Source organism: Arthrobacter sp. D5-1 (assembly GCF_017357425.1).
Classification (GTDB): Bacteria; Actinomycetota; Actinomycetes; order Actinomycetales; family Micrococcaceae; genus Arthrobacter.
On sequence record NZ_CP014571.1, the window covers coordinates 2338371 to 2361203 of the forward strand.

A 22833-nucleotide genomic window follows, 5' to 3' on the forward strand; every position below is an offset into this window, starting at 1 on the left:
GGAGCGAAAGATCGCCGAACTGGCCGAGCAGTGAGGCCTCACGCCAATACGGCAGGGCCGCTTGAAGCAAGCCTGAAACGCCGGTGCCCGAGGACTGTCGCGCTTAATGTGGCTCTAGCCAGCGCCTTTACCACCCAGGAATCGGGCCGGGCCAGACGTGGGGTCAGGACATCACATACGGGGGCGCCGCCAGCATCAGGCCCGACCCGCCGCCCATCAATTTACAGGACAGTCCCCCCGTTATTCGGACAGTCCAGGGCGCCATATATGGGCGTGTTGTTGAACCCGGGCCTCCTATGTTCTGTGGGGTGTGTGGTGGTGGTTGCGTCGGGGTGTTTGGTGTGGGTCGATGTGGGGTGGGGGGATGAACCAGGGGATGCCGGTTTTGATGTCGATGCGCCATTGTTCTTTGTGGATGAGGTGGTGGTGGTGGCTGCAGAGCAGGGTGCCGTTGTCTGTTGAGGTGGTGCCGCCGTGGGACCAGTAGGTGGTGTGGTGGGCTTCGCACCAGGGTGCGGGCATGGTGCAGTCGGGGAAGGCGCATCCTTGGTCGCGGGCGGTGATGGCTTTGCGGATGTGGGGTGGGAAGATCCGGGTGGTGCGGCCGATGTCCAGGATGCGGGAGTCGCTGCCGAGCACGACGGGGAGGATGTCGGCGTCGCAGGCGATTTTGCGGATGGTGTTCGGGTGCATCGGGCCGGTGAAGGTCGCGGTGCCTGTCCCTATCCCAGCCCCGGTCCCTATCCCAGTTACTGGCGCTGTCCCGGCCCCTGTCCCTAGCCCAGCCGCTGTGCCGGTGCCGGTGCCGGGGTTGTGGTGGTGGTTGTGGACTTGTTCGAGGAGTTCTTGGTATCCGATGGTGACGGTGAGTTGGGGTGGGAGGCCGCCGTTGGCGGGTAGTTTTTCGGTGCGCATGGCGAGGCTGCAGGCGCTGGTGAGGCCGTTGAGGAGTTTCTGTGGGCGGCTGCGCCGGTCCAGGTCCAGGTCCGGGCTGGTGCCTGTGCCTGTGCCTGGGCTGTTGTGTGGGTTGTTGTGTGGGTTGTCCCCGGTTTCGGTGTTCTCCGTGGTGCCTGTGCCGGGGGTGGTGAGGCGGGGGTTGGTGGCGACGTTCATGGCGGTGGTGAGGATTTCGTATTGTTCGTCGGTGGCGAAGATTTCGAGGTGGTGGAGTCCGTGGCGGCGTTGGCGGCGGAGGAACACGCCTTGGAGTTGGCGGAGGATTTCTTCGGTGGGTTCGGGGCCGTCGTGGTCGATGGCGTCGATCCAGCGTTTGGCCATTGTGGTGACGAAGTCCGGGTCGGTCTCGACCGCGGTGGTGGTGAGGGCGTGTTCCATCCGGGTGAGGGTGTCCTCGTCGGTGAGGTTCCGGACTTTGTCCAGGGCGGTGCTGATGATCGAGGCCGAACGGGAAGGCACCAGTGCGGAACCAACCGCTTGGGAGAGGATTGCGTGGCGGGCCGGGATGTTCTGCCCGGCCATCCCGGTTTGGGGGAGGACGTCCGGGGCGAGGGCGAGCCGGCGCTTGGCTTCTCCGATGCCGATCCGCAACCGTGCGCGCAGGAACTGGGCCGCGTTACGGTACCCGTCATCCAGAACACTGGCCGCTCCCGGAACCGTTACGCCCGGATCCGTCGCCTCTGGAACCGTTACGCCCGGAGCCGTTGCGTCCGTGGCTGGTTCGGTCCAGCCGGTCCGCCATTGCGGTGCTGCCGCCGAGGGTCCGGGCTTGGTTTGCTGGGCTTCGGTCCGGGTCCGTTCCACAGCCTGCGCCGCGACCACCTGCAAGTACTCCACCGACCGGGCGATCTCCTCGACCTCGCCGGCAAAATCCGCCGCTTCAACAAACCCAAACAGCCGCGCCTCACCGGCAGCGGACACGCGCGCGGAGTCCAGAAGTGCCGCGCTGTCGTCAAGGAACGCCGCCAGGTCCCGGCTGCCGGCCGCCTTGGGATCAGGGCGCTGGGAGTCGGGACGTTGGACTGGCGGGACGGTCGGGATTGATCCTGGACTTTGGGCCGAAACGCCAGCCGGGGCGGGGTCGGTGAGCGATGAAGCCCGGGCGGACTTCGTCTGACTGTTGGGCAGCCCGGCGCCGTGGAAGTGGCCAATCCAAGTGACGGTCGCCGTCGAATCCTTGAACCCGGCCTTCAGCACGTCCGGCATGCTCAAGACGCGTCGTGACCGGACAGCGGTCAGGGCAACCACAGCAGGGGAAAATTGCGCCCTGAGTGCTGTCGACTGCCCTGGTTTTTCCATAAAAACAGCATGTCAGGGGGCTCTGACATTATTGCGCCGGTCGATGTCGCCACGTGCTTTCGGCATCAAGTGAGAGCGTTGGAAGGGAATCAGCCGACATGGTGATGTGCGGAAAGCTACAGACCAGGCAGCGACCACGCGGGTTCGGGCCGGTGGACGCCGCGGGGTCTGTATCCCAGTGCTTCAGCGCTGTCCAGGATGTCGGCGAGGTACCAGATGATGGCCAGCCACATCTCCGTTCCTTGAAGTGTTGGGAGATGGTGGTCTCCGCTCTCTTCCGCAGCGCTGAAAGCCATTCCTTGGCCTGGATGCCACAGGCCCAAGGCCTGCTTCAGCTGGGCTCCGGCCCAGCTGTTGATCTCTGCCCGGCGATATGAGGTCTGCTTGGACGCCAGCCACAAAGGATGGACGACGTCCAGGACGTTGCAGGCATTCTGCCGCCCGGGGGAGAAATAGCGCGGATCCGAGGAGTGCTCCATGACAGTGTCCACGAGGCGTTCAACGTGGGGGACCGGTACCCCGAACTGCGCAAAAGTGCCACGAGTCAGGCGGTAATACCCATTGACGACCTTCATCCGGGTATCTGTCGTGGGCGTACCCCACGTTCCAGCCAACGGATTGACGTGCGTCAGCAGCCAGCCGAACAGCGCCTCCAACGAACCCACGGAGTTGGGATGATTCCGCGCAAGGTTCCAGTAAGCGGCAGTGCCCCATGCGTCCACCCAAGCACCTGATCCCCAGGCTTCCTTTCGCCACGGCAGCGCGTCCAAGGAAGAAATCAGCATTGCCGGGTCCATGTCGGCGATGCAGTACACCGGATGGCGGAACCGGCTCCCCAGTAGATCTAGGGCATAGCCTGCCGAGAGGACGTGATAGGTGGCTGGTCCCTCGCCAAAAATCAGGGGTGCACTGGTGGTGGAGCGGGCGGAGCCCAACTCCGGCACCAGCCCGGAGGTCGGATCCTGGAGTGCCTGGAGCTGCTCGATGTGATCCGCCCGGGTGAGCTGCGGTGGGACGGAACCCAACAGGAGGTCCGCGATTTCAATGGCATCGCAGTGCGCCCTGACGGTCGGCGATGTGCCAGGACGGTCCACATAGCAGCCGCCATCGGCGGAGGTCCAACTCCTTGAAAGAATCAGCGGAGCATCGGTGCGTGCCGCATCGGCGAAGGCTCTCAACTCTGCCAACAGCCCGCCGTCGGCCGCGGTCATATCCCCCAACGTCCTGGCCGGAGCGGCGTCCCGCCTGTCGCGGATCCTGCGGGCGGGGTTTCCGCCCACGATGCACCATTCGGGAACATCCTTGGTGACCACGGCGCCCGCGGCCAGAACTGCGTGCGAGCCAACTGTGACTCCGTCAAGGACCACCACGTTGGACCCAATCCAGACGTCGTCTCCGATGCGGATACCTGTGCTGGTCAACGGCTGTTTAAAAACGGGTTCGGCGGGATCCATGGAGTGGTTGAAGCCGAGGATGGAGGTGTGGGCGCCGATCCTCACGCCGTCGCCCATGGTGATGTCGCCTCGAACCACGGTAAAGGCGTTAACCGTGCAATCGTCACCAATGGTGACGGTACCCGTGACGTAGGCGTGGGCGGCTATGAAGGAGTCTGCGCCAATGGACAGTGAGTCGGGGTCAATACTGGCCATCGGAGACAGGAAAGCCCGCTCACCTATGGTGACGCCATCGCGTGCTGCGAAGCCATTTTGGTATTCGTGCTGCGCGTCCCGTTCCGCCTCCGAGGCAGAACTCCAAAACGTCCAAGGAGAGTAGTCAAAATTGAGGTGGTGCTGGGGATTCACGTCGTAGGCTCCGCGGTGACAGGTAGTGGAAAGCGCTTCCCCCATTATTTGCGGCCCCTCCCACCCCGGTCAATGTGTCAGACGGAAACAATCAGGGTCGATCACTCCGGGTAGCCGTACTCCTCATCGGTGACCAACCCCACGCCGTCTCTGAGCCATCGGTAGCGCCGGCGGTTTCCCACCTAGCCAAATGACTCATGAAGTGATCCGGGGCAGCGCCATGCCAGTGCCACTCGCCAAGGGCGTGTAGACGGTTTTGCCCGCCGCGTGGGTGTGCCACGCTGTCCGGGAACACGGCGCGAACCTGACGATGTTCATCCTTAACTGCGATGGCTCTTCGCCCTTGGCGAGGACGTCAAAATAGACGTCGCCGGTGAAGAGCTCCGCAGGCCCTTTGGTGCTGGTGGTCGCGGGCGGGATATCCATGAATTCCTTGATGAAGGTCTCAGTGATGGTGACGGATGGGCTCTGAGTCCGCGGCCGACGCGGGAGTGGTCGCAGCCCAGCTTGCGAGTAATTGAAGGGCGTCCGCAGTGCCCGTACCGGGTTCGGCGTTGTAGACGGTCAAGGTCAAACCGGCGTCAGCGGATAATTCGAGGGCCTCGTAGAGCAAGTGCAGATCACCGACTATCCGGTGCCGGAACTGTTTCTTCCCGGTGAAATGCTGGCGGACATTGTGGGATGCCCAGCGGACACGGAATTCCTCGCTGCGGGTGGACAGCTCGCCCACAAGGTCGCTGAGCCCTCGGTCATAAGGATCACGGCCGGCCTCCGTTCGCATGATGGCCACGGTGTCGTTGGCGGCGCGTTCCCAGTCCGTGTAGAAATCGTGGCTGCGGGGATCAAGGAAGAGGAAACGTGCATGGTTGGGCGGTCCGGACGGGCTGTCGTAAATGTCTGCGTACAGGGCCCGACCCAAGGCGTTCGTTGCCAGAAGGTCCAACCTGCCGTTGCGGATGAAAGCCGGCGAGCCGGTGATCGCATCCAGCGTGAGTTGCACCCCCGGCCGGATGGCCTGCTTCCGGACAGGACGACGCCGGAACTTGCCGCCATCGCTTGCCGCGCGGGCGAGGTCATACAGATGGGCGCGTTCGGCGTCGTCCAGCTGCAAGGCGTTGGCCAGCGAGTCCAGCACACTTTCAGAGACCCCGGAGAGGTTTCCCCGTTCCAGCCGGGTGTAATACTCAACACTCATGCCTGCCAACATGGCCACTTCGCCGCGTCGAAGTCCGGGGACCCGACGGTTGCCGCCATAAGCTGCCAGTCCCGCTTGCTCCGGCGTGATTTTCGCCCTTCGGGTGGAAAGAAAGTCACGCGTCTCAGTCCGGTTGTCCATGGTTTCAACGGTATGGCTTTTGTCCAGCTAAGGGAGTCCCTGTCATTACCCCTTACAGCAGTAACTCCTTGCGTCCAGGGAAACAAGGTTAGATGGAAATATCCACCAACGTTCACAACGCAGGAGAAACATGCCTACCGCTAACGCTTACGCTGCCCCCTCGGCTACGGGCGACCTGACCCTGACCACCATCGAACGTCGCGAGGTCGGCCCGAACGACGTCCACATTGACATCAAGTTCGCCGGCATCTGCCATTCCGATATCCACACGGTCCGCGGTGATTGGGGGCCGCAGCAGTATCCTCTGGCCCCCGGTCACGAAATCGCCGGCATCGTCACCGAGGTTGGCTCCGATGTGACCAAGCACAAGGTGGGCGACCGCGTTGGCGTCGGCTGCATGGTCAACTCGTGCAAGGAGTGCCGGAACTGCCTGGCCGGAGAGGAACAATACTGCCTCAAGGGAAACGTGGGCACCTATGGTGCCGTTGACCGCGACGGCACCATCACCCAAGGCGGATATTCCAGCCATGTGGTGGTGAATGAGGACTTCGTCGTCACCATTCCGGAGGGCCTGGAACTGGACGTTGCTGCTCCGCTGCTCTGCGCAGGCATCACCACCTACTCGCCCCTGCACCACTGGGGCGCCGGTCCCGGCAAGAAGGTTGCGGTTGTCGGGCTTGGCGGACTCGGCCACATGGCCGTCAAGATCGCCCATGCCATGGGCGCTGAGGTCACGGTCCTTTCGCAGTCATTGAAGAAGATGGAGGACGGGCTCGGGCTTGGCGCGGACCACTACTACGCCACCAGTGATCCCGCCACATTCGAGCAACTCGGCGGCACCTTCGACCTCATCATCAACACGGTCAGCGCTTCGATCGATATCAGCGCGTACCTTCAGTTGCTGACACTTGATGGCACATTGGTCAACGTTGGCGCCCCGGCCGAACCGCTGCCGGTGAACGTGTTCTCGCTGATCACAGGTCGTCGCCGGTTCGCTGGTTCCGCCATTGGCGGCATCCGGGAAACGCAGGAAATGCTGAACTTCTGCGCCGAACATGCCCTTGGCGCCGAAATCGAGGTCATCCCGGCCAGCAGGATCAACGAGGCGTACGAGCGCGTGCTCGCCTCCGACGTCCGCTACCGCTTTGTCATCGACGCTTCCACCATCGGCTAGAAACACTGCACGAGAGGAAAGGCCACGCCGGGTTCACACCGGCGTGGCCTTTCCGTACCACCGAACAGGGACAATGGTCTGGTGACTTTCAGACTGGACACCATCGGTAGGGGGCTGGTCTTTGCTCAATCCCTCGCGGACCTGACCGCGGCGCTGGAACGCCAGGGCGATGGCGGCGTGGCAGTCGTACAGGCGCCGCCCGGCACGGGCAAGACCACGCTCGTGCCTCCGCTGCTGGCCAACCTGCTGGCCGAACGGCAATCCGGCCAGCCACGTATCGTCGTCACCCAACCACGGCGTGTTGCTGCGCGTTCGGCTGCACGCCGGCTGGCGGCATTGGACGGCAGCCGCTTGGGCGGCAGAGTGGGTTACACCGTGCGCGGGGAGAGCAGGGCCGGCAAGGATACGGTGGTGGAATTCGTCACGCCCGGCATTCTCCTCCGCCGCCTCCTCAGCGATCCCGGACTGGAGGACGTTCACGCCGTGGTCCTGGATGAGGTGCACGAACGCGCGCTTGATACCGATCTGTTGATTGGCATGCTTGCCGAGGTCCGTGAGCTCCGTGGCGACCTGACGTTGATTGCAATGTCAGCAACCCTCGACGCCCCGCGTTTCGCAGCCCTCCTGAAGCAAAGCGGGACAGCTCACGACGACGGCGGCCCGGCTCCCGTGGTTGACTGCCCTTCTGCGCTGTACCCGCTGGAGGTTCAGTGGGCCCCCTCCGGTGAGCACCGCCTCAACGAACGGGGAGTGGCCCGCACGTTCCTGGATCACGTGGCCCGTACCGCCGCGACCGCCCACGGACTGGCTTTGGCCGCCAACCCTGAAGCTGATGCTCTGGTCTTCCTGCCGGGCGCCCGTGAAGTGTCCGACGTCGCACATCGCCTTCGCGCCCAGGTTCCCCGGAACGTGGAGGTACTTGAGTTGCACGGCCAGATCGGTCCCGACGCCCAGGATCGGGCTGTGTCCGGGCGTGAGCCCGGCGGCCCGCCGCGGATCATTGTGTCGACCTCGCTGGCTGAGTCATCCCTCACCGTTCCCGGCGTGCGGCTCGTTATTGATTCGGGTTTGGCCAGGGAACCGCGGAGGGACTCGGGGCGTGGGATGTCGGGCTTGGTGACCGTCTCCTGCTCACGGGCTTCGGCCGACCAGCGTGCCGGACGCGCGGCACGGCAAGGGCCAGGCGCGGTGGTCCGCTGTTACGACCACCAGTCTTTCGCAGCGGCCCCGGCCCACCAAACACCCGAGATTTCGGTAGCCGACCTCACGGGAGCCGCGCTGGTCCTCGCCTGCTGGGGCGCTCCGGGAGGCATGGGCTTGCAGCTGCCTGACGCTCCACCTTCAGGAGCCATGGACGAGGCTGTGGAAGTCCTCCGGGAACTGGGTGCAGTGGCCGGGGACGGATCCGTCACCGCGCTGGGCAAGTCACTGGCACGCATTCCGGCCGATCCTCGCCTGGCCCGGGCCTTGCTGGATGGAGCTGCAGTGGTCGGCACGCGGGCAGCGGCGGAGACCGTAGCACTCGTGGCTGGTGACCAGCGCGCACCCGGTGCGGACCTCACCGCCTTGCTGACGTCGCTGAGGTCCGGTTCCGATCCCGCCGCGCGACGTTTCGCGGAGGAGGCCAAGCGGATGGAGTCGATGGCCTTGCAGGAGGCGTCCGGCGTCGTGCCTTCACGACTCCCAGCGGACGTTCCCGCCAGGGAAGCGCCCGGCTTCGTGGTGGCGTTGGCTTTCCCGGACCGTGTGGGGCGTCGCGTTCCCGGAGATGGATCCACATACCTGTTGTCCTCCGGGACACGGGCCGGGCTTCCTGCCGGAAGTCCGTTGTCCGGGCATGAGTGGCTGGCAGTGTCCGAAGTGTCGCGGGCACAGGGCCGCGACGCTGCGGGAACGGGCGCGCTGATCCGCTCAGCGGCGCCGTTGTCCGCGGAACTTGCCCACGCTGCTGCCCCCGATCTCATGGTCACCAACGTGCAGGCGAAGTTTGACCACGGGAAGGTGACCGCCCGCCTGGAACGTCGGTTGGGAGCGATCGTCTTGTCCTCCACGCCTGTGCGCCCCAGCGCAGAAGCCGGACGCCATGCGGTGGGTGAGGCCTTGGCAAAAACCGGGTTGTCCATGATCGGGTGGTCAACAGCAGCCGACACCCTGCGGAGGCGGCTCGCGTTGCTGCACCACGAGCTCGGTGCGCCATGGCCCGACGTCCGTGAAGCCAGACTGCTGGCCCGACTCGAGGACTGGTTGACCCCGGAGCTGGAACAGATGGCTACCGGGACGCCTGTTAAGTCGATCAACCTTGCGGAGCCCTTGCGTCGGCTGCTGCCGTGGCCGGAAGCATCCCGCCTGGACAGCCTTGCTCCCGAGCGTCTGCAGGTTCCCAGCGGTTCGCGGGTCAGGATCGATTATCCGGAGGTGTCGGAGAAAGGCCCGGAAGAGCACGACGGCGCCAGGCCGGTGGTGGCGGTCAAACTCCAGGAATGCTTCGGCTGGGACCGCACGCCACTGCTCGTCGACGGCAGGGTCCCTGTGCTGTTCCACTTGCTGTCTCCGGCAGGCAGGCCATTGGCCGTCACTGACGATCTCGCTTCCTTCTGGTCCGGTCCCTATTCCCAGGTCCGGGCCGAGATGCGTGGGCGCTACCCCAAGCATCCCTGGCCCGAAGACCCGTGGACTGCGCCGGCCACCGCCAGGACCAAGAACAGGATGCAGTCCGGCCACTCCAGCTAGGTGAGGCGCTCCAGCATGAACTGGATCTCGCCGTCGACGAATGTTCCCAGGACCGCACTGGCAGCCAACTCGTCGGGGTCGGTGGTCAGGGGGTCGAGTTCGAAAGCCGTGAAGTCTGCCCGTTTGCCCACCGAGATGGAACCGGAGGCATCCCAGAGGCCTGCCGCTTTGGCAGCATGCGAGGTGTAGCCCTCCAGTGCCTGGTATGCGGTGAGACCTTGCGCCGGCGCGATGGGCTCTTGCTCGGGATGTCCGGATCGCCGGCGCAGTTGCGCATCAGCGATGATGGGAAGGGGCTCAAACGGTGCGATCGGCCAGTCCGAGCCGATGCCCAGTGTCACTCCCGCCTCGCGGAGGTCCCTGCAGCGCCAGGCCCGGTCCGCTCTCTCGGCGCCCAACCGGGTGGACCAGTTGTCGCTGTGGTCCGCCGCTGAATAATGGGTGCAGTGCGTTGGTTGCATACTGGCCACTACACCCGCACTCCTGAAGCGCTCCACGAGCCCGTCCGGAACTGTCTCGATGTGTTCAATGCGGTGGACGGTCCGGCGCAGGACATCAGCCGGCACCGCGCCGGGCAATGACTCCAGCGCATTCAACACGTGTTCCACGCCCGCATCACCGATCGCATGCGTCGCCGTCGGGATGCCCCGGGAGGCGAAGTATCGGACCGCGGCCGAGTATTCCTCCGGCCGTGGCCAGAACGGCGCAGTGGATTGGCCGTAAGCGTCGGGTTCGTAAAGCCAGGCGGTTCCGTTGTCCACGGTTCCGTCGACGAACAGTTTGATGGCCTCAACAGACCACCGTCGCCCACCGGTCCCCACGGTGCGGGCCAGTTCCTTCCAATCGGATTCATCGGTGCCGGGCATGCACCACGGGGCGCTCCGCAGGCGCAGCGGCAGCCCGCCGTCAATCTCCAAAGCCCGGAAAAGGCGGGCGGATTCGTCGCTGTGGTCCATGATGTGACCGCCGGTCAATCCTGCTCGGGCAAAGTCCTCCAGCAAGGCAGCGAGCCTGGCTTTCCGTTCGTCGAACGTTTCCTGGGGGATGTGCCGTTGGACAAGTTCCATGGCGGCTGCTTCAAGGAGGAGGCCGGTCGGAACACCGTCGGCATCGCACACCACCTCGGAAGCCTGCTCGAATTCATGCCTGCCTCGGATGCCTGCCAGGTCCAGCGCCCGGCTGTTGGCGAGGGCTGAATGACCGTCGAACAACCGGATCAGCGCGGGCTTGTCACCGCCGACAGCATCCAGAACGCTCCGGTGCAACGGAACTGTGCCAAAGGCGTTGGGGTTCAGTCCCCAGCCACGCAACCAGCCGCCGTCGTTCGCTGATTCCGACTGGAGCAGGGCGCGGACTTCCTCCATAGTGGCAGCACTGGACAGGTCAACACCGATGGTCAGGTCCAGCCCGAACACCGGATGGATGTGGCAGTCCACCAGGCCCGGAGTCAGCGTCGCGTTCCCAAGGTCAACCACGCGGGTGCCCGCGTGCGCCCAGTCCTGTGCTTCAACCCGGCTTCCGATGGCGGTAATCACTCCGTCGCGCACGGCTACGGCCTGGCGGAAATCGCCGCGGTGGCCGTCCATGGTGTGGATGGTGTCGGCAAGGACGATGAGGTCAGGAGTCATGTTTTTCGAAGCTTCCAATCCGGGCAAAGACGTCAGGGCGGGTGGTGCGCAGGCGTCGTGCAATCAGCAGGCCTGCCAGGAAAACAACTGGTGCGACCAGGAGGAGCGCGGTGTTGGTGAGGGGATCGGCAAACGTGAGGAGTTCGATGTTGATGGCGATCAACGCCACCACCCCGAACAACAGGATGGCCGAGGCCACGCTCACTGGAATGAGGAAACGGTTGGTCACGGCCGCCGGATGGCGGCGCAGATAGATGAAGGCGGCCACGGACACCAGGCCCTGCAAGGCAACGATTCCGACGATCCCCGGAGTGTTCACCCAGATCAGGAGCTGCTTGTATGGGTCGGCGCCGGCGATCGCACAAATGATGATGACGACGGCGGCCAGGATGGTCTGGATCTGGCCGGCACGGTGCGGGGACTTGTACCTGGGGTGGGTCCTGCCCAGGAACGCCGGGAGCACACCGTCTTCAGCGAGCATGTAGACGTAGCGGTTGATGGCGTTGTGGAAAGCCAGTTGTGATGCATAGACGCTGGTCACGATCAGGACGTACATCACCACCTCGGCCCACGGCCCCACGTACTGGTTGATGGTGGCGAAGAACATTCCGTCGGCCAGTTCACCGGCTGCGGTGACCACGTTCCCGTCGCCGAAGGCCTGAATGACTGTCCAGACAATGAAGGCATAAAACACGGACATGAATCCAACGGCGATGTACGTTGCACGCGGGACGGACTTGTCCGGGTTGCGGGCCTCGCGCCTATACAGCACGGTGGATTCGAAGCCCATGAATGCCGCGAAGCAAATAGCCAGAATCGCCAGGACACCCGGCGTGAAAGCGTGCTCGGGGGAGAAGGAGGCGAAACTGATGCCGGCAGCTCCGCCGCGGGCAAGGATCGCTGCGCCCATGATCCCCAGGATGGCGGTTTCGGCGATGAGCAGGACTCCGAGGACCTTGGCGCCGACGTCAATGCCGCGGAATCCAAGTAGCCAGACGGCAGCGATGGCAACCAACGCCACAACGGGCCATGGCACGTCCAGGCCAACGAGCGAGCGGAGCATGGCCTGGGTTTGGACGGCGAACAAACCGTAGACGCCGATCTGCAGGCAGTTGTAGGACACAATCGCCAGGATGGCCGCGGCCAGCCCGACTGTCCTGCCCATGGCAAGGCTGATGTACGTATAGAAACCGCCGGCAGCTTTGACGTGTTTGGTCATGGCCATGAAGGAAATGGCGAAAACCAGCAGGACTGCCCCGGCAATGACGTATCCCATGGGGGCGCCAATGCCCCCGATGCCGATAGCCACAGGGGCTACGCCGGCCATCACTGTCAGGGGGGCTGCTGCGGAGATCACCAGGAAGGCGATGCCGCCGGTGCCGATGGCATTCCGTTTGAGCCCATTTCCGGCATTTGCTGCTGGAGGTCGGGTTTCGAGGTCAGACATGGGGATCCTCAGGGGTATTGGGGGGAAGGAATGTTCAAGGAGTGAAAGTCATTAAGCGAAAGGCTTTCGTTTAGCGTAGGGCCTGGTGATCCAGAGCACAATACCTCGGTGCAAAGTTCTGGCTAGAGTCGTAACAACAACCTTGAATGGAGACACCCGTATGGCACGCCCGCTGGTCCCACTGATATCCATCGATGCCCTCGTCACCGCAGCCCTGGAGTTGGTGGACGAAGCCGGGGACTTCAGCCTGCCCAAACTGGCCAAGCGGATCGGCGTCAGCCAGTCCTCCATCTACAACCATGTGAGCGGACGGGAGGAAATCCTTGAGCTGATGCGTGGCAGGATCATCGGTGAGAGTCCTTATGTCCTGGAGGACGAGCAGGACTGGGAGGCGTCCCTTCGCGCCATTGTCCGGAGTTATCGCGATGCCTTCGCCCGTCATCCGAAACTCGCACCGCTGCTGGTGCTCCAAACAGTTCAAGACGATAAAGTGATGGCCCTCTACGAGAACCTTGCGGTTGCCCTTGGAGCCGCCGGGTTCCGGGGCCGGGACGTGATGTCAGCGATTTCCACCATTGACAGCTTCGCCCTGGGTTTCGCCTTGGACCTGGCAGCGCCGGACGTCGTCTGGGCTCCACCTGCGCACGGGTACCCGGCCCTGACCAATGCCCTGGCACAGGCTGGACCTGCTGTGGAGCGTGGCGAGGCAGCTTTCGACTTTGGCCTTGAGATCCTCATCGCCGGGCTGCATTCCCGCCTTCAGTCGACACGGCTGTGAGGCCGTCGGTGGAGGGCATCCGGAAGGCGCAATGACCCTCTTTCAAACGTGGTGGGACGCGGTGGTCCGCGGTTTCACCGAAACGCACACCACTGCGGTGCCACTACCGGCCTTGCTGGGCATCCTTGCGTGTGCCGTTGTCCTCAGCATTCCGCGTGTGACCTGGCGCTGGTTCGGCCTGTACGTCACGTTCGTCCACGAGCTCGGCCACGCCTATGCGGCACTGATGACAGGACGTTTTGTGCACGGGCTCCGTATCGGGCTCGACCATTCGGGACGCCTTGTCAGCAGTGGCCGGAGTGCTTTTGGTGCGGCCTGGTCCGGGTTTTGGGGATACCCCGCACCAGCAGTGGTTGGCCTCGGGCTGATCGCCGCGTTTGCGGCAGGCCGTTCCGGCGCGGCGATGTCCGTCGGGGCCTTGATCCTGCTGGTGTCGCTCATTTTCCTTCGGAACCTCACCGGGATTCTCGTGGCCGTCGTGAGCGCTGCGGTAGCCCAGCTGCTGATCCTGTTCGCTGCCCCGGCAACAATGAACTATGTGGTCCTTGCCCTTGGCGTCGCCCTGTCAGTGGGCGGTGTCCGCGACCTCTTCAAACTGGCCAGTGTGCACACCAGCCGCCGGGACCGGATTGGGGCCTCCGACGCCTTCATCCTGGGCCGCACCACAGGCCTGCCGGCCTTCGTGTGGTTGACGGGGTTTACTGTGGTGATCCTCGGATGCGCAGCAGCATCTGCCTGGTTGCTGTGGGGGATGCTCGCCCTGTAGTTCGTAGTTCTTACCGCCACCAAGGACCCGACGGCGGTTGGCCGGTTTTGCTGGCTGCCAGCCCTTGCCCTGTGGTCACCTCAGGGTGTCCAATCCTGTTTAACGTTCGAACAGGATGTGTTCGGACTCCGTGCCGGGATCCAACACCAGGAGGTGCCCATGTCCGCGAAGGGCACGCGCGAAACGCCAAGGGGAGCCGGGCCCGGCATGACTGAAGCCCGACGGAGTGACAACGGCCCGGCCTTGGCACCAAGGGACCCCTCCCGAATCCGGAATGTTGCACTCGTGGGGCATTCTGGAGCCGGCAAGTCGATGCTGGTGGAAGCGCTGCTCGCTGCCACCGGAGCCATCACCAGGATGGGATCCATCAGCGAAGGCACCACTGTCAGCGATTCCGATCCTTCCGCAGTCCATCAGCAACGCTCGGTGACCATGTCTGTCGCGCCAATTCTGGTGGGTGATATCAAGGTCAACCTGATCGACACCCCGGGCTACACCGACTTCACCGGCGAATTGCGCGCTGGTCTAAGGGCCGCCGACGCGGCCCTTTTTGTTGTCTCGTCTGCCGACGGTATCGACGCTGCCACCATTGCGCTGTGGGGCGAGTGCGAGAAAGTCCGCATGCCCCGGGCGGTGGTGCTCAGCAAACTGGACCATCCGCGCGGCGACTTCAGTGCCGCCGTCGTGCGGTGCCAGGAAGCTTTTGGTGAGTCGGTGCTCCCCTTGTACGTTCCGGCGGTGGGCAATACCGGCCTGGTCAGCATCCTCAATGGGCCGGCTGATGGGGATCCGTCATCGATGCCGGATGGTGAGGAGGCGCGGGGCAACTTGATCGAAGGGATCATTGCCGAGAGCGAAGACGAAACGCTCATGGACCGGTACCTCGGTGGCGAGGAATTACCACTGGCAGACCTCATCAAGGACCTGGAAACCGCTGTGGCCAGGGGGAGCTTCTTTCCGGTCATTCCGACGTCGGCGGAAACCGGGGTGGGCCTTCCCGAGCTCATGGCCTTGTTGACCGATGCCTTGCCATCGCCAGTGGAACGCATCACCCCCGCGGTGATGAAACTGGACGGTTCGCCCATGAAACCGTTGGAATGTGATCCTGCGGGGCGTCTGGCCGCAGAAGTGGTGCGGACCACCGTGGATCCATTCCTTGGCCGCGTGTGCCTGGTCCGTGTCTTTTCCGGGACGTTGCGGGAGGATTCCGCCATCCATGTGGGCGGCAGGGGACTGGCGGACAGGGGCCATGAGGACCACGACGCCGATGAACGCGTCACCCACCTTTATTCGCCGGTGGGCTCCAGCTTGAAGGCCGTTCCACAGTGTATTGCCGGGGACATTTGCGCCATCAGCAAGCTCGCCAGCGCCGAGACCGGCGATACCGTGTCCGACAGGGAAGCGCCGCTGCTGATCGAAACGTGGAACATGCCCGAGCCACTGATGCCCATCGCCATCGAAGGTGCTTCACGGAGTGATGAAGACGCGCTGGCAAAAAGCATCGGGAAGGTCGCGGCCGCAGACCCGACGCTTCGATTGGAACGCAACCAGGACACCCACCAGCTCATCCTCTGGTGCATGGGAGAAGCCCACGCCGAGGTAGTCCTGGACAGGTTGCGCGGCCAGGGCGTCAAACTGCAGACCGTGGACGTTATTACTCCGCTCAGGGAGACTTTCGCCGGCAAAGCTGTGGGACACGGACGGCACGTCAAGCAATCCGGGGGCCATGGGCAGTTTGCCATCTGTGACATCGAGGTAGAGCCCCTCGCCAGAGGTGAAGGTTTCGCCTTCACTGACAGGATCGTGGGCGGGGCGATCCCTGCAACGTTCGTTACCAGCGTGGAAAAGGGCGTCCGTTCCCAAATGCTCAAGGGCGTATCCGCAGGATTCCCGGTGGTGGACATCAAAGTGACGTTGGTGGGCGGAAAAACCCATAGCGTGGACTCATCGGATGCGGCCTTTCAGGCAGCCGGGGCGCTGGCCCTTCGTGAAGCTGCGGCAGCCACCAAAATCCAGTTGTTGGAACCTGTCTCATCGGTGGTTATCAGTGTCCCTGACGAGTACGTAGGTGCCGTGATGAGTGATCTTTCGGGCCGGCGCGGCCGGGTTACCGGCACTACCGCGACCGACGCCGAGGGAACGGACATCACTGCCGAAGTGCCGGACCAGGAACTTGTGCGCTACGCCATTGAACTGCGTGCCCTCACCGCCGGAACCGGTCGTTTCCGCCGGTCCTACCTCCGCCACGAGCCCCTGCCAAAGTAGTGCCCAGGGGACAGGCTTAGGAGTTGGCCCGCAGGAACGCAGCCACCACGGGCGCCAGCGACGCCCCGGTCTCGGCCGCCCCGCGTTTGACACCCTTGACCGCGAACGAATGGTCACCGCCTTCGCTCCACTGGAGCGTCGCTGTCGGGCCTATCTTGCCCACCACGGCCTCCAACAGTTCCGGTGTTGCGAACGTATCCCGCGTGCCTTGGAGGAAGAGCATGGGCGTCGTAACTCCGTAGAGGTGTTCGTCGCGCAGTTTCTCCGGCTTGCCGGGCGCATGCAGGGGGTAGCCGAGGTACACCAATCCGCTGGCAGGCATGCCGTCGGCCACTGCCATGGACGCCATCCGACCGCCGAAGGACTTGCCCGCCGCCCAGAGGGGCTCACCATCGCTTAATTCAGCGGCCTTGTCCATGACGGCGCGCCACGTGGCGATGGCCAGGGGAGGGCGGTCGGGGAATCGCCGGCCTGCCTCGCGATAGGGAAAATTGAAGCGGAAGGTAGCCACTCCTTCGCCCGCCATCGCCTCGGCGAAACCCTGCAGGAACGGATGTTCCATTCCAGCTCCGGCGCCGTGCGCCACCACCAACGTGGCAAACGGGCTCTCCGGCCTGATATGGAGGGCGGAAATGTTGGATTCACCAACCGTGACGGTGACAGGTGTTTCAGTGTTGGGCATGTAACCATCATTGCCCATAGCACCGAAAACGCCGTGGGTGCTGACGCGCAAGCCCTTTACGGGGTAGCTTGTGCCCATGGCGAGCGAAGCAACCACTGTCACTGTTCCCGGTCCCGACGGCCCCCGGGAGGTCCGCATTTCCAGTCCAAGCCGGGTGATGTGGCCCGAGGCGGGACTGACAAAACTGGACCTCGCCAACTATCTCATCGACGTCGGAGACGCGTTTGTGGCCGCCAACGGAGGCCGGCCCGTCAGCCTTCAACGCTATTCAGGCAATATTGAGGGCGAGATGTTCTTCTCGAAAAATCCGCCCAAGGGCGCGCCGGAGTACGTCCGTTCCGTCCCGGTGACCTATCCCAGTGCCCGGTCCCATCCGCAGCTGGTCATCGACGAGCCTGCGGCTGCTGTGTGGGCAGCACAGATGAACACCGTGGTGTTTCACCCATGGGCCTCGCGTGCCGGCGATCCCGATAACCCCGATCAACTGAGGATCGACCTCGATCCCCAACCGGGCACCGATTTCGACGACGCCATCCCCGCTGCGCAGGAGCTCCGGTCAGTGCTGGAGGAAGCCGGGTTGACGGCGTTCATCAAGACATCGGGCAACAGGGGACTCCATGTCTACGCGCCCATCCACCCCAAGCATGAGTTCCTCGACGTACGCCATGCTGTGATTGCCGCAGGACGCGAGTTGGAGCGACGGCAGCCGGACAAAGTCACTACAGCCTGGTGGAAGGAGGAACGCGGGACCAGGATCTTCGTGGACTTCAACCAGGCAAACCGGGACCGAACCATCGCCGGGGCTTACAGCCCCCGCGCCGTACCCACGGCACAGGTGTCCTGCCCGCTGACGTGGGATGAGCTGGAAAGCTCGGATCCCGCGAAGTACACCATCACCACAGTCCCGGACCGTCTGGCGAAGACAGGCGACCCGTGGGCATCCATGCACGATCACCCCGGCGATATCGATGTGCTGCTCGAATGGTGGGAGCGGGACGTCAAGAACGGCCAGGGCGAGATGCCCTTCCCGCCTGAATTCCCCAAGATGCCGGGTGAACCCATGCGCGTGCAACCCAGCCGGGCCCGCAAGCCCGAGGAGTAAACCTGGAGTCTGCTTGCCGCGACGCCCAGCTCAGGGGGTAACGAGCCTCGCACTTGCGTGCGGGTTGCTTCTTTGTGGGTGCACCGGCACGCCGGACCCCCTGCCGACGCAGGCCACTACGCCGGCACTGCCTTCGGTGACGGCAACGGTGGCACCAACGACGACGGCCCCACCTTTGGTGCCGGCGGTCACCCCAACACCAAGCGCGCTGCCCACGGAGACCACCTTAGTTTCGCCGGCCTTCCAGGAGCTCCGGGCCACCTTGGAGCTCTTCTCCCGGGAGAAACTGGAGGAAGGAGCCTCAGCGGTGCTCATCAAGGCAAAAGTTGGCCGGCAGGAGTGGACCAGCGCAGCGGGAGTAAGGAGCCGGGAAGCGCGCACTGCTGTGCAGCCCAGCGACAGTTTCCCTGTGGGCGGGCAACTCCGGACCATGCTGGCAGTGTCCATCTTCAAGCTCGCCGATGAGGGACTGCTGACGCTGGACGACGCCGTCACCACGTACCTGCCGGGTTCCGTTGCTGCGGGTAGCCCCCTCACCATTCGCCAACTCCTGGGAAGCACCGCAGCTCTCCCGGACGTATCGCCGGCCCAGGCCGATGCCTTGCTGGGACGGGTGGTGGAGCAACTCCGTGGTTCCCCGTTGGAGGCCGTCCTGCGGGCCGACATCCTGACGCCCCTGGACCTCGGGGCCACCCAGCTGTTGGCTCCGGGCTCCACCGTGCCGGATGACCTTGTCCACGGTTACATCCAGGAGGGCGGGGAAACCGTGGACGTGACGTTTCCCTCAGCGCCACCAGGGGTTGCACCAGGTGGCCTGGTGTCCAGCATCGGGGACATCAGCGCCTTCCAGGACGCCTTGCTCAGGGGGCGGTTGTTGGCGCCGGCAAGCCTCATCGCCATGAAGGGCACAGTGTTCGCCGAGTACGGCCTTGGCCTGGACCATTGGGACGACCGCTGTACGAACGGCTCCTACTACGGCCATGCCGGAGATGTTCCAGGCTACGGAAGCGTTGCCCTCAGCAGTGCCGACGGCAACCGACAGTTGGCCATTTTTGTGGCCTATCCTCCGGAGCCCCTTATGACGCAACCGTCCGCACTTTCCCTGGAGATGACGGGTGTTGCGCAAGTGGCCTTGAACTCAGGCTGCCGTTTCCAGTTCCGCTGAACGTGCCTTCCAGGCATCCGCGCGGCTATTCGAAGCGCGAAGTATCGCCCATTCCGCGACGCACAACCTCGGCCACTCCGCTGGAGAAGTCGATCACGGTAGTGGGCTCTGAGCCAGTATCGCCGGCGTCGATGACGCCATCCACCTGGTTGTCCAGGAGCTCCTTGATTTCCCATCCCTGGGTCAAGGGTTCTTCTTCATCCGGCAGCAGCAGGGTGCTGGACAGCAAAGGCTCGCCGAGTTCGGCCAACAGCGCCTGGACTACCCTATGATCGGGAATGCGCACCCCCACGGTCTTCTTCTTGGGGTGGAGCAGCCGCTTGGGGACTTCACGCGTGGCCGGGAGGATGAAGGTGTAGCTGCCGGGAGTGACGGCCTTGATGCTCCTGAAGATGTCGTTGTCCAGCATCACGAACTGGCCCATCTGGGCAAAGTCCTTGCACACCAGGGTGAAGTGGTGTTTGTCGTCCAACTGCCGGATGGTCCTGATCCGGTCCAGCGCTTCCCTGTTGCCGATCTGGGCCCCCAGCGCGTAGCAGGAGTCGGTGGGGTAGGCGATCAAGCCGCCGCCTTGGAGCATGCTCACCACTTGGCCGATGGCGCGTGGTTGTGGATCTTCCGGGTGCACGTCAAAGAATCTGGCCATGGGAAGAGCCTACGACAAAGCTAAGACAAGACGTCCTTGTTTGAGAATTTGGCGTAGGCCAGCGCGCCGCACACTGCTATGTACCCGGCCTGGAGAAGCGCGTTGTCGCCGAACGATGTCCAGGAGATGGGCTGCCGCAGAAGATCCGCGAAACCCAGCCAATGATGGCTGAAGAGCCAAGGGTGCAGCCATTCAAGTTGGGGGAGGTTGTCCAGAACTTGCGAGACCACCGACAGGACGATCGTGGCCGCCATAGCCCCCACCGGTACGTCCGTGAACGTCGAAATGAGCAGGCCGATCGCCGACAATCCCAGCAGCGACACAGTGATGTAGGCAGCGATCAACAGCGATCTCATGGCCGACTCGCCGACGCTGATGGTGTCGCCGGACAGCAGGGTCACAGGCCCCACGGGAAAAAGTACGACGCCGGCCAGGGCGCCGGAGGCCGCGACAGTCGCCGTTGCGGCGAAACAGAAGGCAACGGCCCCGGCATACTTCACCAACAACAGCCGGATCCGTCCTGCGGGAGCCAGTAGAAGGTACCGCAGAGTTCCAGTGTTGGCTTCTCCTGCAATGGTGTCTCCGGCCACCACGCCAACGGTCAGTGGCAGGAACAGTGGAACGCACACCACTAACGCAGTCACAGCCACGAAGAGTCCGTTCTGGGTGATGCGGTCCAGGAAAAGCGGTCCCCGACCGGGCGTCGTGGGCCGGGACGACAACTTCACCGCCACGGCAATCAGCACGGGAACTGCAGCCAAGGCGATCAGCATGGCCCACGTGCGGAGCCGGCGGAACAGCACGGACAGCTCAGAACCCAGCAGTGCCCATCCGGCTCCGGGCCGGCCGGCGGCCGAGGTAGCGGGCGCCGCAGGTTCAGCCGACAACGTCGAACCCCTCTCCGGTCAGTGACACAAAGCGATCTTCGAGGCTCGCGTTTTCCACGGCGAAACCGCGGACCCGGACACCCTCGGCAACCAGTGCGGTCACGATCGTTTCGGGTTCCAGTCCATTGAGCCCAGTGCCCAACAACGCTGTGGTTCCCCAGGGGCTGCCGGTACCAGGAGCCTGGCCGGGAACCAGTCCCAGGCGAGCCAGGACGCCGGCGGCACGTTCGACGTCGGGGGTGTGGACCACAACGTGGGCCTGGCCGGCGGAACGCAGCTCTTCCAGAGGACCTTGAGCAACCAGACGGCCGGCACTCATCACGGCCACGTGGGTGCACATCTGTTCCACCTCAGCCAGCAAGTGGCTGGAAACGAACACGGTGGTCCCGCCTGCGGCCAGGGCCCGAACCAGGCCACGCACCTCACGCGTGCCCTGCGGATCCAGTCCATTGGTTGGTTCGTCGAGGACCAGCAGTTTTCGTGGCCTCAGCATGGCGTTGGCCAGGCCAAGGCGCTGTTTCATACCCAGCGAATATGCCCGGACCTTCTTTCCTGCGGCGTGGCCAAGCCCCACCCGCTCCAAAGCGTCGTGGACACGTTGCCGCCTGGTGGACGAGGCAGCATGGCGGTCGGCGGTGTCCAGGCGCATCAGGTTGCCCGTACCGGAGAGAAACGGATAGAAGCCCGGCCCCTCCACCAAGGCCCCGACGTCCGGCAGGACGGACGCCAGCGACTGGGGCATCTCTTGGCCGAGCACCCGGATGTCCCCACTGCTTGCCGATGCCAAGCCCAGCAGCACCCGGATGGTGGTGGTTTTGCCTGAACCGTTGGGCCCAAGGAAGCCGAAGACAGAACCCCGGGGGACCGCGAGGTCTATTCCATCAACGGCGGGTCGGTGACCGAAGAGTTTGACCAGGCCACGCGTTTCTATGGCGAAGTCGGAGGGTAAGGATCCGCTCACTGGGCGGCAGCGGCTGACTGGAGCCGCTCCAGTGGCACCATGCCCGCGTAAACGCGGCCGTCGTCGAGAATCAAGACACTGACCAGCGACGTCGTTAACGCACGGCCACCGGCGACAGGTTGCAGTGCCTGGGACAGCTGGGGGTTGGACGTCAGCCCGGCCGGGGCAGAGCCTGCCGGCAAAACTACAACCGACTCCCAACCCTCACCAGTGACGGTGGGGCGTGGGCGGTTAGCCTCAGGCGCGACCTCCGGTGTGGGTGTGCCGGGAGCGGCCATGGTGGGTACCGGCTTAGCAGGGAGTGTCTTCTCCGTCACGGTGGCGCCCGGTGGCGGGGTGAACTCGAACAACGCAGAATCCGGAGTGGACAGGTTCAACTCAGTGAAGCCCAGTGAATACGCGGGGTCGGTCTGGCCCTTGGCCCGCACTTCGACACCCAGGGGCAGGCCGGTGTCAGCATCAACATCGATCGCCACCGAGTCAACCAAGGTCGCAGTGTTGCGGGGATGCAGGCTGATCCGGTACGCACTTCGGCCGGCAACCGAGGAGGAGTCGCCAACGGACACCTCGGTGGTGTCGTCGATTGCCGCCAGGAAACGGCTGGCCATTGCCTCGGGCGTCGGCAAATCCCGTGAGGACATGTCCGGTGAAGGCCGTTCCGGTGTGGAGGTGGGCGGAAGCGACGGCCTGGGGCCCGCGAAGGACGGGACCTCGGCTGGAGATGGCTGCGGCGCAATTAACCGCGTGGCGCTGTTGTCGGCCGAGTTGTAGAACCAGGCGTCCCGCCCGTTGATCACCACGTCACGCTCCGCCATGCGGTCCATGATCTGCAACCGGGCCTTGGACGGACCGTCGAGGTAAACCCTTGCTGTGTGGGAGCCGGTCAACAACTCCATCGCCGAGGCAGCCCCGGGGGCAATGCCCGGGCCCGCAACGGGGATTTCCGGCAATCCCAAAGCAGCAGTTTGTTCTACGGTGCCGGACAACGCCCGGACCTCTGTGCGGGCAATCATCGCGAGGATTTCGTCAGCGGTCTTGGCCGGGAGGGAAACGGTGGCACCCGCTTGCACCGAGGCGAACATGGCAGCCATCGCTACAACAAGGGCGATCACGCCGACAGGCAGCCACCGCTGCTTGTACCGCGCCATTGTTACCAACCACCGATCGTGAAAGGCATGAACCCAGACTACTCCGGTTACCTGCGCGGA

Annotated in this window: 19 protein-coding genes; 7 read left to right on the plus strand and 12 right to left on the minus strand. The window is 64.1% G+C overall.

Annotated features, from left to right (window positions below):
• Positions 1–294: 294 nt before the first annotated feature.
• From AYX22_RS10625 to AYX22_RS10640, 4 genes are all read right to left on the minus strand, one after another.
• Positions 295–2256 carry an HNH endonuclease signature motif containing protein gene (locus tag AYX22_RS10625; protein ID WP_207597379.1) on the minus strand — a complete coding sequence of 654 codons (1962 nt, stop codon included), beginning with the start codon at positions 2254–2256 and terminating at the stop codon, positions 295–297.
• A gap of 116 nt (positions 2257–2372) precedes the next feature.
• Positions 2373–4058 (minus strand): acyltransferase, encoded by a 1686-nt coding sequence (locus AYX22_RS10630; RefSeq protein WP_242703601.1) that lies wholly within the window; start codon positions 4056–4058, stop codon positions 2373–2375.
• Between the two features lie 195 nt (positions 4059–4253).
• Positions 4254–4484, minus strand: coding sequence for a hypothetical protein (locus tag AYX22_RS10635; RefSeq protein WP_207597381.1), 231 nt, complete (start codon positions 4482–4484; stop codon positions 4254–4256).
• A 19-nt stretch (positions 4485–4503) separates the two neighbouring features.
• Positions 4504–5394, minus strand: coding sequence for a helix-turn-helix transcriptional regulator (locus AYX22_RS10640; protein ID WP_207597382.1), 891 nt, complete (start codon positions 5392–5394; stop codon positions 4504–4506).
• A 130-nt stretch (positions 5395–5524) separates the two neighbouring features.
• Between AYX22_RS10640 and AYX22_RS10645 the strand changes: the two genes are divergently transcribed.
• Together AYX22_RS10645 and hrpB are read left to right on the plus strand one after the other, a co-directional pair.
• Positions 5525–6568, plus strand: coding sequence for an NAD(P)-dependent alcohol dehydrogenase (locus tag AYX22_RS10645; RefSeq protein WP_207597383.1), 1044 nt, complete (start codon positions 5525–5527; stop codon positions 6566–6568).
• An 81-nt stretch (positions 6569–6649) separates the two neighbouring features.
• On the plus strand, positions 6650–9298 hold the full coding sequence (hrpB, locus tag AYX22_RS10650; protein ID WP_207597384.1) for an ATP-dependent helicase HrpB: 2649 nt from the start codon (positions 6650–6652) through the stop codon (positions 9296–9298).
• Here the strand turns inward: hrpB and AYX22_RS10655 are convergent.
• Together AYX22_RS10655 and AYX22_RS10660 are read right to left on the minus strand one after the other, a co-directional pair.
• On the minus strand, positions 9295–10926 hold the full coding sequence (locus AYX22_RS10655; RefSeq protein ID WP_207597385.1) for an amidohydrolase: 1632 nt from the start codon (positions 10924–10926) through the stop codon (positions 9295–9297). The genes hrpB and AYX22_RS10655 overlap by 4 nt on opposite strands.
• Positions 10916–12373 carry an APC family permease gene (locus AYX22_RS10660; protein ID WP_207597386.1) on the minus strand — a complete coding sequence of 486 codons (1458 nt, stop codon included), beginning with the start codon at positions 12371–12373 and terminating at the stop codon, positions 10916–10918. Before AYX22_RS10660 ends, AYX22_RS10655 begins: the two co-directional genes overlap by 11 nt.
• A gap of 160 nt (positions 12374–12533) precedes the next feature.
• Here AYX22_RS10660 and AYX22_RS10665 point away from each other — a divergent pair, with 160 nt between their 5' ends.
• The 3 genes from AYX22_RS10665 to AYX22_RS10675 all read left to right on the plus strand — a co-directional run bounded on the left by AYX22_RS10665 (position 12534) and on the right by AYX22_RS10675 (position 16182).
• A complete protein-coding gene (locus tag AYX22_RS10665; protein WP_207597387.1) occupies positions 12534–13151 on the plus strand; it encodes a TetR/AcrR family transcriptional regulator C-terminal domain-containing protein in 618 nt (205 codons plus the stop codon).
• Between the two features lie 31 nt (positions 13152–13182).
• Positions 13183–13917, plus strand: coding sequence for a M50 family metallopeptidase (locus tag AYX22_RS10670; RefSeq protein ID WP_207597388.1), 735 nt, complete (start codon positions 13183–13185; stop codon positions 13915–13917).
• Positions 13918–14076: 159 nt separating this feature from the next.
• On the plus strand, positions 14077–16182 hold the full coding sequence (locus AYX22_RS10675) for an elongation factor G-like protein EF-G2 (protein ID WP_207597389.1): 2106 nt from the start codon (positions 14077–14079) through the stop codon (positions 16180–16182).
• A 16-nt stretch (positions 16183–16198) separates the two neighbouring features.
• Here AYX22_RS10675 and AYX22_RS10680 read toward each other — a convergent pair whose 3' ends face one another.
• The gene (locus tag AYX22_RS10680; RefSeq protein WP_207597390.1) at positions 16199–16864 is read right to left on the minus strand and encodes an alpha/beta family hydrolase; all 666 of its coding nucleotides are present in this window, start codon (positions 16862–16864) and stop codon (positions 16199–16201) included.
• Between the two features lie 76 nt (positions 16865–16940).
• On the opposite strand from AYX22_RS10680, the gene ligD reads away from it, so the two are divergent.
• Entirely contained in the window at positions 16941–17966 is a 1026-nt protein-coding gene (ligD, locus tag AYX22_RS10685; protein ID WP_207597391.1) for a non-homologous end-joining DNA ligase, read from the plus strand.
• 30 nt (positions 17967–17996) lie between these two features.
• Here the strand turns inward: ligD and AYX22_RS24065 are convergent, their stop codons facing one another.
• Positions 17997–18281, minus strand: a complete 285-nt coding sequence (locus AYX22_RS24065; RefSeq protein ID WP_242703602.1) for a hypothetical protein — start codon at positions 18279–18281, stop codon at positions 17997–17999.
• Here AYX22_RS24065 and AYX22_RS10690 point away from each other — a divergent pair.
• Positions 18274–19131 (plus strand): serine hydrolase domain-containing protein, encoded by an 858-nt coding sequence (locus AYX22_RS10690; RefSeq protein WP_242703603.1) that lies wholly within the window; start codon positions 18274–18276, stop codon positions 19129–19131. The two genes, AYX22_RS24065 and AYX22_RS10690, sit on opposite strands and share 8 nt — an antisense overlap.
• Positions 19132–19156: 25 nt before the next feature.
• Here AYX22_RS10690 and AYX22_RS10695 read toward each other — a convergent pair whose 3' ends face one another.
• From AYX22_RS10695 to AYX22_RS10710, 4 genes are read right to left on the minus strand one after another with little or no spacing between them, the layout of a single operon-like run.
• Entirely contained in the window at positions 19157–19777 is a 621-nt protein-coding gene (locus AYX22_RS10695; protein WP_207597393.1) for an L-threonylcarbamoyladenylate synthase, read from the minus strand.
• A 20-nt stretch (positions 19778–19797) separates the two neighbouring features.
• Entirely contained in the window at positions 19798–20664 is an 867-nt protein-coding gene (locus AYX22_RS10700; protein ID WP_207597394.1) for an ABC transporter permease, read from the minus strand.
• Positions 20654–21625 (minus strand): ABC transporter ATP-binding protein, encoded by a 972-nt coding sequence (locus AYX22_RS10705; protein ID WP_207597395.1) that lies wholly within the window; start codon positions 21623–21625, stop codon positions 20654–20656. Before AYX22_RS10705 ends, AYX22_RS10700 begins: the two co-directional genes overlap by 11 nt.
• A complete protein-coding gene (locus AYX22_RS10710) occupies positions 21622–22773 on the minus strand; it encodes a DUF2092 domain-containing protein (RefSeq protein ID WP_207597396.1) in 1152 nt (383 codons plus the stop codon). Before AYX22_RS10710 ends, AYX22_RS10705 begins: the two co-directional genes overlap by 4 nt.
• Positions 22774–22833 lie beyond the last annotated feature (60 nt).

Coding starts and splice junctions, on each gene's coding strand:
- AYX22_RS10625 (WP_207597379.1), bottom strand. CDS start 2,256: ATGGAAAAACCAGGGCAGTCGACAGCACTCAGGGCGCAATTTTCCCCT.
- AYX22_RS10635 (WP_207597381.1), bottom strand. CDS start 4,484: ATGGATATCCCGCCCGCGACCACCAGCACCAAAGGGCCTGCGGAGCTC.
- AYX22_RS10640 (WP_207597382.1), bottom strand. CDS start 5,394: ATGGACAACCGGACTGAGACGCGTGACTTTCTTTCCACCCGAAGGGCG.
- AYX22_RS10645 (WP_207597383.1), top strand. CDS start 5,525: ATGCCTACCGCTAACGCTTACGCTGCCCCCTCGGCTACGGGCGACCTG.
- AYX22_RS10655 (WP_207597385.1), bottom strand. CDS start 10,926: ATGACTCCTGACCTCATCGTCCTTGCCGACACCATCCACACCATGGAC.
- AYX22_RS10660 (WP_207597386.1), bottom strand. CDS start 12,373: ATGTCTGACCTCGAAACCCGACCTCCAGCAGCAAATGCCGGAAATGGG.
- AYX22_RS10665 (WP_207597387.1), top strand. CDS start 12,534: ATGGCACGCCCGCTGGTCCCACTGATATCCATCGATGCCCTCGTCACC.
- AYX22_RS10670 (WP_207597388.1), top strand. CDS start 13,183: ATGACCCTCTTTCAAACGTGGTGGGACGCGGTGGTCCGCGGTTTCACC.
- AYX22_RS10675 (WP_207597389.1), top strand. CDS start 14,077: ATGTCCGCGAAGGGCACGCGCGAAACGCCAAGGGGAGCCGGGCCCGGC.
- AYX22_RS10680 (WP_207597390.1), bottom strand. CDS start 16,864: ATGCCCAACACTGAAACACCTGTCACCGTCACGGTTGGTGAATCCAAC.
- ligD (WP_207597391.1), top strand. CDS start 16,941: ATGGCGAGCGAAGCAACCACTGTCACTGTTCCCGGTCCCGACGGCCCC.
- AYX22_RS24065 (WP_242703602.1), bottom strand. CDS start 18,281: ATGAGCACCGCTGAGGCTCCTTCCTCCAGTTTCTCCCGGGAGAAGAGC.
- AYX22_RS10695 (WP_207597393.1), bottom strand. CDS start 19,777: ATGGCCAGATTCTTTGACGTGCACCCGGAAGATCCACAACCACGCGCC.
- AYX22_RS10710 (WP_207597396.1), bottom strand. CDS start 22,773: ATGGCGCGGTACAAGCAGCGGTGGCTGCCTGTCGGCGTGATCGCCCTT.